Origin of the sequence: Polynucleobacter sp. AP-Feld-500C-C5 (assembly GCF_018882265.1) — a bacterium.
GTDB lineage: Bacteria > Pseudomonadota > Gammaproteobacteria > Burkholderiales > Burkholderiaceae > Polynucleobacter.
On sequence record NZ_JACVOW010000022.1, the window covers coordinates 79,882 to 97,493 of the forward strand.

Annotated in this window: 18 protein-coding genes; 8 read left to right on the plus strand and 10 right to left on the minus strand. The window is 45.7% G+C overall.

The features are described from left to right. Positions 1-213: 213 nt before the first annotated feature. Positions 214-483 (minus strand): 30S ribosomal protein S15, encoded by a 270-nt coding sequence (gene rpsO, locus ICN21_RS06765; RefSeq protein WP_068948469.1) that lies wholly within the window; start codon positions 481-483, stop codon positions 214-216. A 284-nt stretch (positions 484-767) separates the two neighbouring features. On the opposite strand from rpsO, the gene ICN21_RS06770 reads away from it, so the two are divergent. Genes ICN21_RS06770 through ICN21_RS06785 form a run of 4 tightly spaced genes read left to right on the plus strand, consistent with a single transcriptional unit; the run spans position 768 to position 4,148 of the window. After that, complete coding sequence (locus ICN21_RS06770; RefSeq protein WP_215320404.1) at positions 768-1,157, plus strand: DUF3302 domain-containing protein; 390 nt, start codon at positions 768-770, stop codon at positions 1,155-1,157. Between the two features lie 2 nt (positions 1,158-1,159). Then, positions 1,160-2,116, plus strand: a complete 957-nt coding sequence (locus ICN21_RS06775; RefSeq protein WP_215296958.1) for an HlyD family secretion protein — start codon at positions 1,160-1,162, stop codon at positions 2,114-2,116. A gap of 23 nt (positions 2,117-2,139) precedes the next feature. Next, positions 2,140-3,528, plus strand: a complete 1,389-nt coding sequence (locus ICN21_RS06780; protein ID WP_216177782.1) for an efflux transporter outer membrane subunit — start codon at positions 2,140-2,142, stop codon at positions 3,526-3,528. Between the two features lie 29 nt (positions 3,529-3,557). Next, on the plus strand, positions 3,558-4,148 hold the full coding sequence (locus tag ICN21_RS06785) for a YSC84-related protein (RefSeq protein ID WP_216177783.1): 591 nt from the start codon (positions 3,558-3,560) through the stop codon (positions 4,146-4,148). Positions 4,149-4,169: 21 nt separating this feature from the next. Here the strand turns inward: ICN21_RS06785 and ICN21_RS06790 are convergent, their stop codons facing one another. From ICN21_RS06790 to ICN21_RS06815, 6 genes are all read right to left on the minus strand, one after another. Beyond that, positions 4,170-5,717: a 2-isopropylmalate synthase gene (locus ICN21_RS06790; RefSeq protein ID WP_216177784.1), complete on the minus strand. Its 1,548-nt coding sequence runs from the start codon at positions 5,715-5,717 to the stop codon at positions 4,170-4,172. 231 nt (positions 5,718-5,948) lie between these two features. Then, on the minus strand, positions 5,949-6,809 hold the full coding sequence (gene pssA / locus ICN21_RS06795; RefSeq protein ID WP_215320394.1) for a CDP-diacylglycerol--serine O-phosphatidyltransferase: 861 nt from the start codon (positions 6,807-6,809) through the stop codon (positions 5,949-5,951). Between the two features lie 25 nt (positions 6,810-6,834). Next, positions 6,835-7,482 (minus strand): phosphatidylserine decarboxylase, encoded by a 648-nt coding sequence (locus ICN21_RS06800; RefSeq protein ID WP_216177786.1) that lies wholly within the window; start codon positions 7,480-7,482, stop codon positions 6,835-6,837. A 53-nt stretch (positions 7,483-7,535) separates the two neighbouring features. Then, positions 7,536-8,552, minus strand: coding sequence for a ketol-acid reductoisomerase (gene ilvC / locus ICN21_RS06805; RefSeq protein ID WP_216177788.1), 1,017 nt, complete (start codon positions 8,550-8,552; stop codon positions 7,536-7,538). A gap of 55 nt (positions 8,553-8,607) precedes the next feature. Continuing rightward, entirely contained in the window at positions 8,608-9,099 is a 492-nt protein-coding gene (gene ilvN, locus ICN21_RS06810) for an acetolactate synthase small subunit (RefSeq protein WP_215296945.1), read from the minus strand. Next, the gene (locus tag ICN21_RS06815; RefSeq protein WP_216177790.1) at positions 9,099-10,886 is read right to left on the minus strand and encodes an acetolactate synthase 3 catalytic subunit; all 1,788 of its coding nucleotides are present in this window, start codon (positions 10,884-10,886) and stop codon (positions 9,099-9,101) included. The genes ilvN and ICN21_RS06815 overlap by 1 nt, the downstream gene beginning before the upstream one ends. Positions 10,887-11,078: 192 nt before the next feature. Between ICN21_RS06815 and ICN21_RS06820 the strand changes: the two genes are divergently transcribed. Genes ICN21_RS06820 through ICN21_RS06835 form a run of 4 tightly spaced genes read left to right on the plus strand, consistent with a single transcriptional unit; the run spans position 11,079 to position 13,296 of the window. Beyond that, positions 11,079-11,648, plus strand: coding sequence for an RNA polymerase sigma factor (locus tag ICN21_RS06820; protein WP_216177792.1), 570 nt, complete (start codon positions 11,079-11,081; stop codon positions 11,646-11,648). Further along, positions 11,645-12,106: a DUF3619 family protein gene (locus ICN21_RS06825; protein WP_216177794.1), complete on the plus strand. Its 462-nt coding sequence runs from the start codon at positions 11,645-11,647 to the stop codon at positions 12,104-12,106. Before ICN21_RS06820 ends, ICN21_RS06825 begins: the two co-directional genes overlap by 4 nt. 24 nt (positions 12,107-12,130) lie before the next feature. Further along, positions 12,131-12,745, plus strand: coding sequence for a DUF3106 domain-containing protein (locus ICN21_RS06830; RefSeq protein WP_216177796.1), 615 nt, complete (start codon positions 12,131-12,133; stop codon positions 12,743-12,745). A gap of 14 nt (positions 12,746-12,759) precedes the next feature. Continuing rightward, positions 12,760-13,296, plus strand: a complete 537-nt coding sequence (locus ICN21_RS06835; protein ID WP_216177798.1) for an RDD family protein — start codon at positions 12,760-12,762, stop codon at positions 13,294-13,296. A 6-nt stretch (positions 13,297-13,302) separates the two neighbouring features. Here ICN21_RS06835 and ICN21_RS06840 read toward each other — a convergent pair whose 3' ends face one another. Genes ICN21_RS06840 through ICN21_RS06850 form a run of 3 tightly spaced genes read right to left on the minus strand, consistent with a single transcriptional unit; the run spans position 13,303 to position 17,611 of the window. Then, positions 13,303-15,774, minus strand: coding sequence for an ABC transporter permease (locus tag ICN21_RS06840; protein ID WP_216861666.1), 2,472 nt, complete (start codon positions 15,772-15,774; stop codon positions 13,303-13,305). 6 nt (positions 15,775-15,780) lie between these two features. Further along, entirely contained in the window at positions 15,781-16,566 is a 786-nt protein-coding gene (locus tag ICN21_RS06845) for an SDR family oxidoreductase (protein ID WP_215320382.1), read from the minus strand. Between the two features lie 55 nt (positions 16,567-16,621). Further along, positions 16,622-17,611, minus strand: coding sequence for a tripartite tricarboxylate transporter substrate binding protein BugE (locus tag ICN21_RS06850; protein ID WP_251370069.1), 990 nt, complete (start codon positions 17,609-17,611; stop codon positions 16,622-16,624). Position 17,612 lies beyond the last annotated feature (1 nt).

Consider the following 17,612-nt stretch of genomic DNA (forward strand, 5'->3'; position numbering starts at 1 on the left):
TGGGATAAAGCAGTGTCACGACAACACTGGAGCGATTTCGGATCACAAGGGATGCCATTCCAGGGAGACTCTGATCACATTCAGAAACTCATTGGAATGACAAGATCCCCTACACAAATAATCTAAAAGCGCTCAAAAAACATGCCACCTTCTTAAGACTGATTCTGGAAAGAAACAACCCTAAGTGAGATGGCATTGCAATACTGATAAGAATTACTTACGGAGACCTAATTTGTCGATCAATGCGCGATAGCGATCCAAATCTTTGCCTTTGAGGTAATCTAAGAGGCGACGGCGACGTGAAACCATCTTCAACAAACCGCGACGGCTGTGATGGTCTTTAGCGTTAGCCTTGAAATGGGGGGTTAATTCATTGATGCGGGCTGTAAGCAATGAAACTTGCACTTCAGGACTACCCGTATCGTTTGCGCTACGCGCGTTTTCTTTGACGATTTCCGCCGTTTTAATATCAGCAACTGCCATTTTTAATACTCCTTACTTGCGAACACTTGAGCTTTCACCCAATTTGTGTCGTGCGTTATTAACAAAATAAAACAAAAAAGCTTTACAAATCAAAGCCCTCGAATTGTAACAGATTGCCTCTTTTTTGAGGAAGGATTGCGACCCTGAAATGTTTGGAAGTGATTTTATTGCTTACAGGGCTAATAAGCATTTTTAAAAATGCGTGATAAATTACTTAGAAATCAGCAATTTAGACCCTCAAGCAGCATTTTGAACCCCATATCTAGCCATTTATGCCCAAAATCATGAAAAAGACCCTCATCATCAGTCCTCTTTTAGCCTTTTTATTGCTGCCATCACTCTCATACGCCTCCTTTTTGCCACCAGAAATGATTGATGGATTTGCCAATATCGTCTCTTGGGTAGTGCTCATCATTCTGCCCGTCGGCTTTATTGCTGGCTTTTGGTATGTCCATATCCTGCCCGATACCATTGCTAAGCGCAGAGAGCACCCCCAGCGAGACGCGATTCATGCCCTGTGTCTGCTCTCCTTCTTTTTTGGAGGCCTCCTCTGGCCTTTTGCTTATCTTTGGGCGTACACCCGCCCCACGATGTACAAGCTTGCCTATGGGACAGATAAATACATGCCCATAGATAAAGAGCATCAGGAAGATCAGAATACAGAGGTGAAATAAGCATGGAAGCACTGATTCTTGGCATCTATGCCGGCATTGTTTGGTTAATCTTTTTTAAATACAAATTACTCCCCTGGAATGCGGTAGCAAAAGTAATCGTTTTTACGATTCCTGTTGTGGGAATGATTACGCTGATCTTGCTACTGAATATCTTTTCACCCTCCTCTAGCAATGTAGTCGTTGTCAGAAATTCTGTTGGCATTGTGAGTCAAGTAAAAGGTCGTGTCACTGAAGTGCCTGTAACAGTTAATCAACGCGTCAAAAAAGGAGATGTCCTGTTCAAGATCGACCCCACTCAATATCAAGCTTCAGTGAATGCGCTCAAAGCCAAACTGAAACTAGCGAAGTTGCGCGCAAAAGAAAATGAAGCGCTTGTGAAGAGCGGTTCGGGTAACCGCTTTGATTTAGAAAAAGCCCAAGCGGATTTAGCAGAACTTAGCGAACAAACTATTCATTCTGAATATGATCTAGAGCAAACCGTTGTTCGAGCACCAAGTGATGGCACCGTCGTCAACGTGCAGTTGCGCCCTGGAGCTTTTGTCGCAGCTTTTCCGATAGCTTCAGTCATGACTTTCATGGAAGACACGCCGCAAATCTATGCCTTGTTTAATCAAAATGAGTTGCATCAAATTGAAGTCGGTAATGAGGCTGAGTTTTACATTCCTAGTTTTCCGGGCAAGATCCTCAAGGCAAAGGTTGAGTCCATCATCCTAGCGGAAGGTCAAGGTCAAATCAGTGTGAGCGGCAATCTACCTACTACAGGCTTGAGAGAAATTCCGGTCAATCGATTTGCCGTGAAGTTACTAATGGATGATCGACATGCAGAGTTATTACTCCCTGCTGGGGCCGTTGGAGATGGTGCGGTCTACACCGATCATCTTGCGTTCTTACACATCATTCGTAAGGTGATGTTGCGGATTAGCACTAAGCTCAATTACATCATTCCAAAACTACATTAAAAATAGAGATGTATAAATTTCATATGAACTCGTTTCATAAAGCTTCACTCTATTTGCTAGGGGCAGTAGCATTGGGTGCTTGCACCATTAGCCCACTTAAGAGCAACCAGGAACTGGTTGATCAATCCATTACTAATGCTAGCGTTCCCAGGCAATTTCAGGCCAATCAAGCTAGCAAGCAAGATGCTGTGACAGTAGATGACGCATGGCTCAAACAATTTAATGATCCTGAATTAAATGCCTTAGTAGCCGAAGCATTACAGAACAATCCCAGCATTCGTATCATCGCAGCACGCAGAACTCAGTCTGAGGCCCTCATAAGTGCTGCTGGCGGGTCACAGTACCCCGGTATTAATGCCATCGGCAATAGCGGTAGCAAAGTAGGCTCTAGTGGAACTGGTCTAACTGGTTTTTACATCGGCGCCAACTGGGAACTGGATCTATGGGGTCGCGTACGCACATCCGTTGCAGGCGCAGAACAAAATTCTAAGGCTATTAATGCCGATCAAGATGCTGCCCGCCTGTCTTTGATTGCGACCTTAGCTAAATCAGTGTGGCTTGCGCGCAGCCTACAAGAGCAAGCACAGTTAGCCAAAGAGAATGCTGACGCATCTCAAAAAATATCCGACTTGACACAAGTTCGAGAAAAAATTGGTGCATCTTCTTTTAATGATGTGGCAAGTACCAAAATTAATGCGGCTCAAGCACAGGAGCTGGCACTCAATAGCGCCTTAGCCCGCGACCAAGCACTGCGCGCTGTAGAGACTCTGGTGGGGCGCTATCCAAAGGCTGAGCCCTTGAAATCGACTGCATTACCAGCACTTCCAAAACCGGTTGAGCCAGGACTACCAGCAGATTTATTAGAACGCAGACCGGATTTGATTGCTGCTGAAGCACGTGTTAATAGCGCCTTCTATCTTGCTGATGAAAAACGACTCGCACGGCTTCCTAAAATTAGTTTGACTGCGGGATATGGGTACATCAATAGCCAAATCTTTACACTGGTGAACGGTGCCAGCACCAGTTTTGGCGTTGGTGCCAATGTAGCGCTCCCTCTGTTCCAAGGTGGCGCAATTGAAGCCCAAATTGCTTATCAAAATGCTGAAGCGCAAGCAGCTTTAGCCAATTACGGCAAAGTCGTTCTTGCAGCCTTTAATGATGTAGAGAATGCGCTCAATGGCGAGGCTACCTGGCGTGAGCGTAGTTCGCAATTACAAACTCAATTGATGCAACAAAAACAAGTCATGAAAAACACGGAATCTGAATTTCAGATTGGCAGAGTTGATCAACGCCAAATTCAGCAACAACGCATTAAAACCAATACTACAGATATTAGCTGGCGCCAAGGCCAAGTAGATGCCCTAGCCCAACGAATTAATCTCTACCTAGCCCTAGGTGGCTCGGCTGATTAATACTCATCTTCATTAACCAATACATCACTATGAATAAATTACTTTCCCTTCTTGTAAGCGGTGTCATACTTTTATTACCGATACATTCTTATGCTCAATTTTCTTCTATTTTTGGGCCCAGCAAAACAGTAGCTCAGCAAAAGCAAGAGATTCTAAAGAAGAATGAAGAGATCTTGAGTGATCTTTACCGGGCGCAGCCAAAAGCAAAAAATCTCATCGAGCAATCGAGTGGGTATGCTACGTTTAGTAACTTTGGTATGAAGATATTGATTGCTGGAGGCGGAACAGGAACTGGGGTTGTTATTAATAAGGCATCCAAGAAAACGATTTACATGGATATGGCTGAAGTTCAAGCAGGAATTGGTCTTGGTATTAAGTCATTTCAAAATATTTTTATCTTCCAGACTGAAGCAGCACTCAATGACTTTGTCAATTCAGGCTGGACTTTTGGAGGTCAAGTTACTGCCGCGGCCAAATATGACAAGGATGGTGGAGCCTATCAAGACGCCACCGTCGTTGCTCCTGGCGTCTTGATGTACCAACTAACAGACTCAGGTATTGCTGCAGAAATCACGGGCAAAGGCACTAAGTACTATAAAAATACCGACTTGAATAAATAAGCTTAAAAGATGATGTCGAGTTCAGGGTGTCATCTGCGCATTGAGCTTCACTTGGCTAGGATCATGAAGTTTATTTAATGCAGATAAATAGGCTTTAGCAGAAGCAGCAATGATGTCGGGATCAGTGCCCACACCATTCACAATTCGACCACCTTTTGCCAAGCGTACTGTGACTTCACCCTGAGATTGGGTGCCAGAAGTAATAGCATTGACTGAGTAGAGTAATTGTTCAGCGCCACTCTTGGCCATCTCTTCAATGGCATTTAAGCTGGCATCTACCGGACCATTACCTTCGGCCTCCGCGCTTACCTCCTTATCACCCATGCGGAAGGTCACACGGGATTTAGGGCGTTCGCCAGTTTCAGAATGTTGACTCAAGGAGAGGAAGTGGTAATGCTCGCCCTCTTCAGCAGAGGCTGAATCTGACATGATTGCAATGATGTCCTCATCAAATATTTCTGCTTTTTGATCCGCCAAGGCTTTGAATCGTGCAAAAGCCTCATTCACATCAGCCTCTGCTTCGACAGTGATGCCTAATTCATGTAAGCGTTGTTTAAATGCATTGCGGCCAGATAATTTACCCAACACAATTTTATTGGTTGACCACCCCACATCTTCTGCGCGCATGATTTCATAGGTCTCGCGATTTTTCAAAATACCATCCTGATGAATACCAGAGGCATGGGCAAAGGCATTTGCTCCAACAACGGCTTTATTGGGCTGAACTACAAAGCCAGTAATTTGAGAAACCAATTTAGAGGCTGGCACAATTTGTGTCGCATCGATACCGCAAACCATATCAAAGTAATCTTTACGGGTACGTAAAGACATCACGATTTCCTCTAAAGCAGTATTACCAGCTCGCTCACCCAAGCCGTTGATAGTGCACTCAATTTGACGCGCTCCACCAATCTTCACACCAGCCAAAGAATTCGCAACAGCCATACCTAAGTCATTATGACAATGCACTGACCAAACAGCTTTATCAGAGTTAGGCACGCGGGTACGCAAGGTCTTAATGAACTCACCATACAACTCTGGGGTTGCATAACCAACAGTATCTGGAATATTGATCGTAGAGGCACCTTCATTAATCACCGCTTCGACCACTCTGCATAAGAAGTCCATCTCTGAGCGATAGCCATCTTCTGCTGAGAATTCAATATCAGCAGCCAAGTTCCTCGCAAAGCGAATGGAGCGTTTTGCTTGCTCCAATACCTCTTCTGGAGACATGCGCAACTTCACGGCCATGTGCAATGGACTAGTAGCCAAGAAAGCATGAATACGTTTCGCATTCGCAGCCTTTAAAGCATCTGAGGCGCGTGTGATGTCCTTATCATTTGCTCTTGCCAAGGAACATACAATCGAATCCTTAATGGCAGCAGCAACAGCGGAGATGGCTTGGAAGTCGCCCTCAGAGCTCGCGGCGAATCCTGCTTCAATCACATCCACCTTGAGACGCTCAAGCTGACGAGCAATACGAACCTTCTCGTCTTTAGTCATCGATGCGCCAGGGGATTGTTCGCCATCACGTAAGGTGGTGTCAAAAATGATTACTTTGTCGCTCATCACTACTCTCCGGTTTGGATTTAACTAATTTTTAAAAAATTCTGTATTGCAGTCTCAAAAACAAAAACCCCAGCAATTTGCTGGGGCTGGTATTGGTGGTTAATGAATTTTTCTATCTCATCAACTCAGGCCTTACCCGCCCCAAGCTTAAGGCTCAGTGCTAGCAGTAAAAGGCTGGTTAAAGGTGAGAATTTCATCAACATGGAATCAATATACCCCAAAAATAGGGAATTAGCTAAAACGCTTGCCGCTAAGACGTTCCCAGGCCCAAATGACATATCCCGAGATGGAATACACCACAAATAAACCAAATAGGGTCAAAGGTGGGTTGGAAGAGATCAACACGAAGGTCAAGATCATCAGAACCATGACACCAAAGGGTACGCGATAGCGCACATCTAAGGCCTTACCGCTATAGAAGCGGGCATTAGAGACCATCGTTAAGCCTGCATAAACCGCGATCAAAAAGGTAATCCAAGGAATTGCAGTGTCGCGTACCGGAATCTTGTTATCGTCAGCAAGCCAAATAAAGCCAGCAATCAGAGAACCGGCCGCAGGACTTGGTAAGCCTTGAAAAAATTTCTTATCAACTACTGCAGTGTTGACATTGAAGCGAGCCAAACGCAAGGCAGCGCCTGCACAATAGGTAAACGCCGCTAACCAACCCCACTTACCTAAATCTTTCAGAGCCCACTCATATGCAACCAAGGCAGGCGCAACGCCGAAGGACACCATGTCTGCGAGGGAATCATATTGTTCACCGAATGCGCTTTGGGTATTGGTCATGCGAGCTACGCGACCATCCATACCATCCAATACGAGGGAAGCAAATATGGCGATCGCAGCAACCTGAAACTGATCGTTCATCGCATTCACAATTGCGAAGAAACCACTGAATAAAGCCGCCGTAGTGAAGGCATTCGGCAATAAATAGATGCCCTTGCCGCGAGGGCGAGGCTTTTCGTGTAATTCCTCTACTTCGTAATCAACCCCATCTCCTAAAGTGTCAACCCACTCTTCTGGGGTGGAATCTGTACGTTTATTGGAGAGGCGACTGCGATCAATGCGACCACGACGGCGAAATGTACTCAAAGAATATCCTGGTAAAAGATGCGAATCAATCTAAGCCTGGCAGACGCGCCAAAGCAGTGTTGGTTGCAAAGACTTTATCACCAACAGACACCAAAGGTTCTGCCGTTAAGGGTAAATACACGTCTACACGAGATCCAAAACGGATAAAGCCATAACGCTCACCTGCTTTTAAGCGATCGCCCACATGGATGTAGCAAAGAATACGGCGCGCAATGAGGCCAGCAACCTGAACCAATGTAATCGTTTGACCATTGGCATCAATCACAACTGCATTACGCTCATTCTCCGTAGAGGCTTTATCTAAATCTGCATTGACAAATTTGCCTGGGAAATATTGAATTTCTTTTACTGTGCCACTGACAGCGCTGCGGTTAGAGTGCACATTAAACACATTCATGAAGACACTGATTTTGAGGGCTTCGCGACCAGCATAAGGATCGTTTGCAGTTTCAACCACAACGATACGCCCATCAGCTGGAGATAAAACGAGATCGCGCCCTAAGGCAGGAATACGCTGCGGGTCACGAAAAAACTGCAGAACAAAAACAAAAAAGATCCATAAAGGCCAGGACCATGCAATGCCACCAAAGTGGTGGACCAACAAAGTCACTATCCCCACTAGCGCCAAATAGGGCCAACCTTCTTTTGCAATAATGGGGTGTGGATACATCATCTTTATTCTGAGCCTTTTAGGTTAACGCTATAAATGAAATGCTTAGCGCTTTATTAGTTTTTAGTTTGATCAACTAATTTGTTCTTTGCAATCCAAGGCATCATGGCACGCAGTTTTGCACCAACCACTTCGATCTCATGCTCAGCATTCAAACGACGACGTGAGATTAATGTTGGAGCACCCGCCTTGTTTTCAAGGATGAAGCTCTTTGCATATTCACCAGTCTGAATATCTTTCAAGCACTGACGCATGGCATTCTTCGTATCCTCAGTCACAACGCGTGGACCAGTAACGTACTCACCATACTCAGCATTGTTAGAGATGGAGTAGTTCATATTGGCGATACCACCCTCGTAGATTAAGTCCACAATCAACTTGAGCTCATGTAAGCACTCAAAGTAAGCCATCTCAGGTGCATAGCCAGCTTCAACCAAGGTTTCATATCCTGCCTTGATCAACTCCACAGCGCCGCCACAGAGAACAGCTTGCTCACCGAATAAGTCGGTTTCTGTTTCTTCACGGAAATTAGTTTCAATGATGCCAGCACGACCACCACCGTTTGCAGTTGCATAGGACAAAGCAACATCGCGAGCAGAACCAGATTTATCTTGATAAACAGCGATCAAATGGGGAACACCACCGCCTTGTGAATAGGTACCACGTACTGTATGACCCGGGGCTTTAGGAGCAATCATGATCACATCCAAGTCAGCGCGTGGCTGAACTTGACCGTAGTGCACGTTAAAGCCGTGTGCAAAAGCGAGAGCAGCACCCTGCTTAATATTGCCGTGCACCTCTTTACTGTAAACATCAGCAATTTGCTCATCAGGCAACAACATCATTACTACATCAGCATCTTTTACAGCTTCGGCAACTTCTTTAACATTCAAACCTGCGTTTGCAGCTTTGCTCCATGAGGCACCGTTCTTACGCAAACCAACAGTCACGTTCACACCAGAGTCTTTGAGATTCAATGCATGTGCGTGGCCCTGTGAACCGTAGCCAATGATGGTGACTTTTTTGCCCTTAATGAGGGACAAATCTGCGTCTTTATCGTAAAAAACTTTCATACTCTTTCCTTGTGTTGAAAATATCGTTATTAGATTAATAAATCAGTTAAAAAAATTAAACCTTCAAGATGCGCTCACCGCGACCAATTCCGGATCCGCCAGAGCGAACTGTTTCCAAAATTGAAACACGATCGATCGAGTCAATAAATGCATCCAACTTAGCACTATCACCAGTGAGCTCAATGGTGTAGCTCTTATCGGTGACATCAATGATGCGTCCCCGGAAGATGTCAGTAGTGCGCTTAAGCTCTTCGCGCTCTTTACCAACTGCGCGAACTTTAATCATCATAAGTTCACGCTCAATATGAGGGCCTTCGCTTAAATCAAACACCTTCACTACCTCAACCAAACGGTTTAAGTGTTTGGTGATTTGCTCAATGACATCATCAGAACCAAAGGTCACAATCGTCATGCGTGAAAGCGATGGATCTTCTGTTGGCGCAACACTTAAGGAGTCAATGTTGTAACCACGCGCAGAAAACAAACCTACAACCCGTGACAATGCACCCGGCTCATTCTCAATCAAGATAGAAATAATGTGGCGCATTAGAGTTCCTCACTACCCAAGAGCATTTCAGTAATACCCTTGCCCGCCTGAACCATGGGCCAAACGTTTTCTTCTGGGTCAGTCTGGAAATCCATAAACACAGTGCGATCCTTTAAACGAATGGCTTCTTTTAGCGCGCCCTCAACATCAGATTTCTTCTCAATCCGCATACCAATGTGACCATAAGCCTCAGCCAATTTCACAAAGTCAGGCAAAGAATCCATATATGAGCTCGAATAGCGCTTGTTATAGGTAAGCTCTTGCCACTGACGCACCATACCTAAATAACGATTGTTCAAGGACACTATCTTCACTGGCGTGTTGTATTGCTTGCAGGTTGAAAGCTCCTGAATACACATCTGAATGGAACCCTCGCCAGTAATAGCAAAGACATCCTTCTCAGGAAATGCCTTCTTGATGCCCATGGCATAAGGCAAGCCTACACCCATAGTGCCTAATCCACCTGAGTTAATCCAACGACGTGGCTGATCAAACTTATAAAACTGAGCGGCCCACATTTGATGCTGACCAACGTCAGAGGTAATGAACGCATCCCCACCAGTGAGCTCCCAAAGTTTTTGAACTACATACTGAGGTTTCACAATTTGTGAGGCTTCGTCGTACTTCAAGCAGTCTTTTTTGCGCCACTCATTAATTTGATCCCACCAAGCAGCAACTTTGTCGCCGTTCTTGCGTGGACCAGAAACTTTTAATTGCGCAGTCATCTCTACTAATACTTCTTTGAGATTGCCAACAATCGGCACATCCACTTTTACGCGCTTAGAAATGACGGAAGGATCGATATCGATGTGAATAATTTTGCGTGGGTGACTAGCAAAGTGTTGCGTGTTACCAATCACGCGGTCGTCAAATCGCGCGCCAATCGCAATCAACACATCGCTGTGTTGCATCGCCATATTGGCTTCGTAAGTTCCATGCATACCGAGCATGCCAACAAATTGTGGGCTAGTACCAGGAAAGCCGCCAAGGCCCATCAAGGTATTGGTTACGGGGTAGCCTAATAAGTCAGCAAACTCTTTCAGTTCAGGGGCTGCGTCAGCCAAAATGATGCCGCCACCGGTATAGATGTAAGGGCGCTCGGCTTCTTGCAAGAGTGCAATTGCTTTGCGGATTTGTCCGCTATGCCCTTTGACCACAGGGTTGTAAGAACGCATCTCCAAAGTTTCTGGATAGGTAAAGGGGCCTTTGGCTGCTGATACATCCTTAGGAATATCGATCAAGACAGGACCTGGGCGACCCGTTTGTGCAATGTGAAATGCCTTCTTTAATACGAGCGGCAAATCTTTTACATCCTTCACGAGGAAGTTATGTTTAACGATTGGACGAGTAATGCCAACCGTATCCGCCTCTTGGAAAGCGTCTTCACCAATGGCGTAAGTTGGCACGTTACCGCTGATGATCACCATCGGGATCGAATCAGTGTACGCAGTTGCGATACCTGTCACCGCATTCGTCACACCTGGACCGGAAGTGACTAAGGCAACACCAACCTTACCGGTTGCGCGAGCATAGCCATCGGCTGCATGAATAGCTGCTTGTTCATGACGAACCAAGATGTGCTCAAACTTATCTTGTTTAAAAATTTCATCGTAGATGAAGAGAACAGAACCACCTGGGTAACCCCAAACGTATTCAACGCCCTCTTTGTGCAGTGCTTGCACGAGCATTTCAGCACCAATCATTTCTGGAGGCGCTACTACGGAATTTGTATTGATTGAGTCTTTATTAGCTTTCGAAGCTAAAAATTCGGCGCTGCTTGTATTCATTTTCTTTCGTCCTTTGCAATTTTCGGCAAAAAATTGTTTGGTCTGTTCTGTCTCCTGCTTATGGCCTGAGTTCGAACGGCGCTGCTACCGGAATAACCACTTCTTGAATGAGAATCTAGGTAGTAAGCCCTATATTCTATAGCAATCCCCTAAAATGGCTCAATTCTTACCGATTCAGGTGTAATCGATTGCATGGCATCAGCCCAAGAACTATCTGACTTTCTGAGTAGCATCGAGCAGCGCGCCTTCAAGCAAGCGGTATATGCCGTGCGTGATGACGATGCCGCTTTAGATATTGTTCAGGATGCCATGATCAAGCTAGCTGAAAAATATGGTGATAGGCCTGCTGCAGAACTACCGCTGGTTTTTACTAGAATCTTGCAAAATCGGATTCATGATTGGTTTCGACGCCAAAAGGTTCGCAATACTTGGGTCACCCTGTTTTCCAATATGGGCAAAAAAGCAGATGAAAACGATGATTTTGACCCTTTAGAGTCCCTTTCTGCTCCTGATGACAGCGAAATTCACCAAGATGGGGCTCAAAAACTAGAACAGAGTCAGCTTTTACAGGCTTTGGAGTCAGAAATTGCTAAATTACCTGTACGTCAACGAGAAGCCTTCCTGATGCGTTATTGGGATGAGCTAAGTATTACTGAAACTGCCAAAGCTATGAGTTGTAGCGAAGGTAGCGTCAAAACGCATTGTTCTAGAGCAACACAAACCTTAGCTAAAGCATTGAAATTAAAAGGAATTACCCTGTGAAACACCTTGACGAAGCCCTAAACCAGACCCAAGCCGACCAATTTGGCCGGGCCAGTGCTGCCCTTTTAACCCAAGGGGCTCAAAGCCTGCCTGCTGGCATTAAAGATCGTCTTCATGCAGCTCGCATGAAAGCCTTGTCTATGCGCAAGGCTGAAAAGGTTCGTGTTCAAAAACCGGTATTCGCTGGTATTGCTGGCAACTTCTCATCCAGCTCCAATGGCATGTGGGATACCGTGAGTTGGGCTGCCCCTATGCTGGTCCTCATCTTTGGTCTGATCGGCATTGCCCAATGGCAAAACGATTCCCGGATTACTGATATTGCTGAAGTAGATGCGGCACTGCTGACGGATGATGTTCCACCAGACGCTTACGCTGATAGTGGCTTTTTAGCTTTCCTCAAGAATGGACCATTGTCTGATTCTGAAGACAGTGCATCTCAATTATCTTCAAGTAAATAACTCGTCGCTCATTAGTTACGCTCGATGCGTCATCCATTGAAGTCAATTACTGGCAACGCCTTGGTGGTTCTTGCAGCCTTCGGTCTGCTTCTCAACTCATCTATAACCTTTGCCCAAACCTCTAGCGGCGCACCTCATGGCAAAACGACAGCTATACAAGCTAAAAAGCCTGATGGCACATGGGATGGATTAAATCCCACCCAGCAAAAAATTCTAGCGCCACTCGAAAGCGATTGGGATTACATGCTTCCCGATAGCCGTAAGAAATGGATTTATGTTTCTAACATTTATCCCAAAATGAGCGCGCAGGACCAAGAGCGACTCCAGTCTCGAATGACTAGCTGGTCAAACTTATCGCAAAAGGATCGGCGCATAGCACGTGAAAACTATTTGGCCAGCCTGAAGTTTCCAGCCGAGAAAAAAGCAGAGGCATGGAGTGCCTATCAAAAGCTGAGTGACGAACAGAAGAAAAAATTGGCTGAAATGGAGACCAAGAAAAAACCGAAACTTATTAATGCTCCTACCCTTCAGCAACACACTATCAAGCAAGATACCACCCCTCCCCCTCCAGCAGCAAAGCCCAGAGCAGCTATTACCACCGAAGAGAGTCCTGCGCCTGCTGCCACAGAGCCCCAATAAGTGATTACGGCTGTATGACACCTGCAGAATTGAATGTTTTACCCTCGCCTCATTTTTGGCGGCGCGTTTCTTGTTGCCTCTATGAGCAACTCGTATTGCTGGGTGTGATTGCTCTGACCTTTCTATTACCAAACTTAGGTCTAGGAATCATGTTTGGCGTTTCCTTGCCAAGTTGGCTGACATTTCTCTACCTGTATGCCGTTCTTGGAATCTATTTTGTTTGGTATTGGACTAAGACTGGTCAAACTCTGGCGATGCAAACCTGGCGTATCCGGATGATCGGTAACGGCGGCTTTGCTTTGACGAAGCGGCAAGCTTTATGGCGCTACATTTATGGCTCGCTCTGGCTTATTCCTTGTGTCGTATTGCAATGGATGTTTCATCTAGAGAAATGGCAAATTATTGAAATGCTGTTTACCGTCGCTCTTTTTATATGGCCACTCAGCATTTATGTTGATCGCCGTGAACCTAGTCTGCGCCAAAGCTTTCCGGATCGGCTTGCAGGCTCAAAACTGGTAGAGCTTCCAAAGAACTTGGTAAGTCTGACCTAAAGACTACTAGGCTTCTCGCAGACACTCGATCGCAGTAGCGCCTTGAATACGATTCTGAAAGCGATAGCCCGCAGCCATAGAGGCTATTACGCCAAAGGCCACGCCCATCAGGATCGCTTGAGCAAATGCATTAAATTCAATTTCCATAACAAAGCGTCCTAGTGACCAAGCAGCCAGTCCTGAGGCAATACCAGCTAAAAGACCAGCAGTAAAACCAATCACCAGTAATTCAATTCTGGCGATCTGTGTCAGCACTGCACGTGATGCGCCCATGGCCTTCAGTAATGCGGCATTTCGATAGCGTTCATCTTGCGTTGCTGCAATCGCGGCAATCAAAACCAAAATAGCGGCAACGATGGTGAAAGCAAATAATAAACCTAAGGCAGCAGATAATTTATTGAGCACATCTTGTATCTGCTTCAATGAAGCTGATACATCCACCAGGGTCAAATTCGGATAAGCCTGACTCAATTGAAAATCAAGCGTCTCTTTATTGGGATTTTGATAATACGAAGTAATCCAAGATTGTGGCAAAGCACTGAGTTGAGAAGGCGGCATTATCACAAAGAAGTTCACTCGCATTGATCCCCAATCGAGTTTACGCAACGAGGTAATGGGGGCGCTGATCTTTTCACCAGCTACTTCGAAGGTCATTTGGTCACCTAGCTTTAGCTTGAGTGTCTTTGCAATGCCGGTCTCTATCGATACTTGTGGACTATCTCCAGAAATCCATTTGCCAGAGACGATTCGATTACCTAGAGGCAATTGGTCCGTATACGAAAGATTAAACTCACGATCAATCAAGCGCTTGGCATTTTCTTCCGAATAATCTGCCGAAGAAATATCTCGGCCATTGAGCTCAACTAAGCGCCCTCTCACCATCGGAGAAAAATCCGGTTTAGATACTCCGCCCGCTTCAAGTGTCTGAGTAATGCCTACCTTTTGATCATCCTGAATATTGATCATAAATCGGTTTGGCGCATCAACTGGGATATTGCCTTGCCAAGCATTTAATAAATCCTGCCGCAATAAGAGAATCATGAGAATGGCCATCATAGCGATACCCAAGGCGGTAATCTGCATCACTGCAAATCCCGCTCTACGTCCCATAGCTGTGATCGTGAATCGCAGTGCGAAGTTTTGCGGGTTGATTTTGGATAAAAGCCAAAGAACTCCGCGAGCAGCAGCGGAGAAAATCACAATTGCTCCCGCAAAACTCAGTCCAACCCAAAGTGCCAACTTCCAATCTCGTGCAGCAACCCAAATTAAAAAAGCGCAAGTGGTAATCGCTAATAAAGCGACCCAAGCGGTAGCTAGCGTGGCTAGCTCAAACTCTTTTCGGATCAATCGCATGGGCGAGACATTCGCTAGACCCAGCAATGGCGGCCCCGCAAACCCAAATAATAGAACCCAAGTAAATAGGATGCTCCATAAAATGGGTCCGATTGAAATCGACGGCAAATTACCCAAAAGCAAATTACCCAATAAACCGGTAAGTATTTCTTGCACAAGATAACCGAGCGTAGAGCCCACAATTGCCGCAACCACACCCAGCGTTAGCAGAGTCTTGATTTGTTTTTTAAGGATGGCAGCCCTAGTTGCACCAAAGCACTTTAAAGCGGCACAAGCATCTGCCTGACCGACCATATAACGCCTTGCTGATAATCCAATGGCGACAGCTGCAATCATGGCGGTTAGTAAAGCAATTAAAGATAAAAATTGCTCGGCTTTCTCTAGAGTTTTGCGCATGGTAGGTTGCGCGTTTTCTAAAGTCTCAATTCTCAGACCGCGAAAATTTTGTGTTTCGATATATCGGTTAGCCCACTGTTGGTAAGCGGCGATTTGATTATCGGATCCGGCTAACAACAATCGATAAGTCACTCGACTACCTAGACTAATTAAACCGGTTGACTTAAGGTCATCCAAACTCATCATCACGCGTGGTGCAAAATTCATAAACGCTGCACCGCGATCCAATTCTCGCGTTAACACTCCGGAAATCAGAAACTGACGATCACCTAAGCGCAGTGAATCACCCACTTTGGTATGTAGATTCGTTAATAACGCTGGCTCTACAAAAACAGTGCCGCTTACTGGACTTAAAGTCGGAGCTTGAGAATTGACTTGCTCCACTTGCAAGGAACCACGCAATGGATATTCTGGACTGACTGCTTTGAGAGAGGCTAACTTACTATGCTCACCGGCAGTTGCCATGCTTGGGAATACTACTGTCTGAGCAATGCGCAGTTGCCAACTTTGCGCCTCTTCTATCAATTGCGCCGGCAAAGGTTGATCAGCAGCAATGAGCAAGTCAGAGGCTAAGAGCTGGCGTGCATCAAATTCAAATGCGCGATGCATCCGATCTGCTAAAAAGCTTACGCTGGTTAAAGCACTCACAGAAATAATGAGCGCTACTAATAACCACTTCAGCTCTTTTGAGCGAAGGTCTTGTTGAATGCCCCGTAAGAAGTTAGTCAAAATAAATCAAACTGCCTGAATCTGGCCGCCATCAATCCGCATGACAGTGCCAGTAATAAAGGAAGCATTTTCGCTAGCTAAAAACGCTGCGGCGTCACCGTACTCTTTTGGATCACCATAACGACCCATCGGAATTTGGCGCAAACTCGCTTTGACAACTTCTTCATAAGCAATACCTTCACGTTTTGCTCTAGCCTCATCTAATTGACGCAAACGATCTGTTGCAACTCGTCCAGGCATGATGACATTGACGGTGATGCCCTCATTGGCTACTTCAGCGGCCAAGGTTTTAGACCATGCCAATAAGGCAGCTCTTAAGGTGTTTGAGATTGCGAGGTTTTTAATGGGGGCAATTGCCCCAGAGGTAGTACTCGTGATAATGCGACCCCATTTACGCTCACGCATGCCAGGCAAAACACGATCAGTAATAGCAATTAATGACAGCACCATATCGTTAAAACTCTTTTGCCACAGTGCTGGGTCTTGTCCAGCAGCGGGCGTAGGTGGAGGTCCGCCAGTGTTATTAATTAAGATATCAATCGGGCCAAGTTCCTTCTCAACCCTAGTGACCAAGCTATCAATCACAGAAGAGTCTGACAAGTCCCAATGGAGTGCTAGAGCAATGCCGCCAGCTGCCTCAATCAGCTCAACAGACTTTTGCAATCCCTCCGGACTGCGGCCTGTCACAGCAACCTTCACACCTTCGCGCGCAAGTGAAACTGCCATCGCTTGACCCAGTCCGCGGCTTGAAGCCATGACTAAAGCAACCTTACCTTTGATCCCTAAATCCATACTGTCCCCACCTATTTTGTTCTATAAAGTTCTATTTAATGCGTTAATTCAAATCTTAGTCTAAAGTCAGTTTTTGTTTTGCAACTACTTCTTTGTATACGGTGTATTCCGCCTTCATTTCTTTGGCAAAAGCTTCCGGCCCATTAACGTTAATGATAGAGCCAGTATCCTCAATACGCTTTTTAACTGCTGGATCGGCAGTGACCACTTTAAGGGCAGCGTAATACTTATCCACCACATCCTTCGAAATGCCTGCCGGACCCAACAATCCGTAATATGCCATGCGGTTTACTGGCGCCAAACCTACTTCAGAGAACGTTGGCACATGAGGTAATTGCGCCAAGCGCTTTGGAGCAGCAATCACAATTGGCACTAGCTTGCCATCCTTAATGAAAGGCAAAGAGGATGGTAAGTTATCAAAAATCATGGAGACTTGACCACCCACGGTGTCTGCTAATGCGGGACCTGCCCCACGATAAGGGATGTGAACAATAAACACGCCCGTTAAGCTTTTAAATAATTCTGTTTGCAGGTGACCAATACCACCCGTACCAGAACTCGAATAAGAATACTTACCAGGGTTTGCTTTTAAGACCTCCATAAAAGTCTTGAAGTCTTTAGCAGGAAAAGCTGGATTCACAGCAATGATGTTCGGAGTCGCTGCAATGTTACTAATTGCTGTGAAATCGGTAATGGGGTCGTAACCAATTCTGGAATTAATCGCTGGATTAGCTGCAGTAGTAGATACCGTTGCCATGCCGATGGTATAACCATCCTTGGGTGCGCGCATGACTTCAAGCGCGCCCACAGATCCTCCGCCACCGGCTTTGTTCTCGACAATCACCGGCTGACCTAATTGACGACCCAGCGCATCACCGACCGCACGCGCAATGATGTCGGTACTGCCACCTGGAGCAAAAGGAACTATCAGGCGTATTGGCTTATTAGGGAAAGTCTGTGCTTGGGCACCTGAAAATAAGCACAAGCTAAAAAATAAAGCTGCAAAGACGTTTTGCAGTATGACTCTCAAAGGAGTGAATTTCATT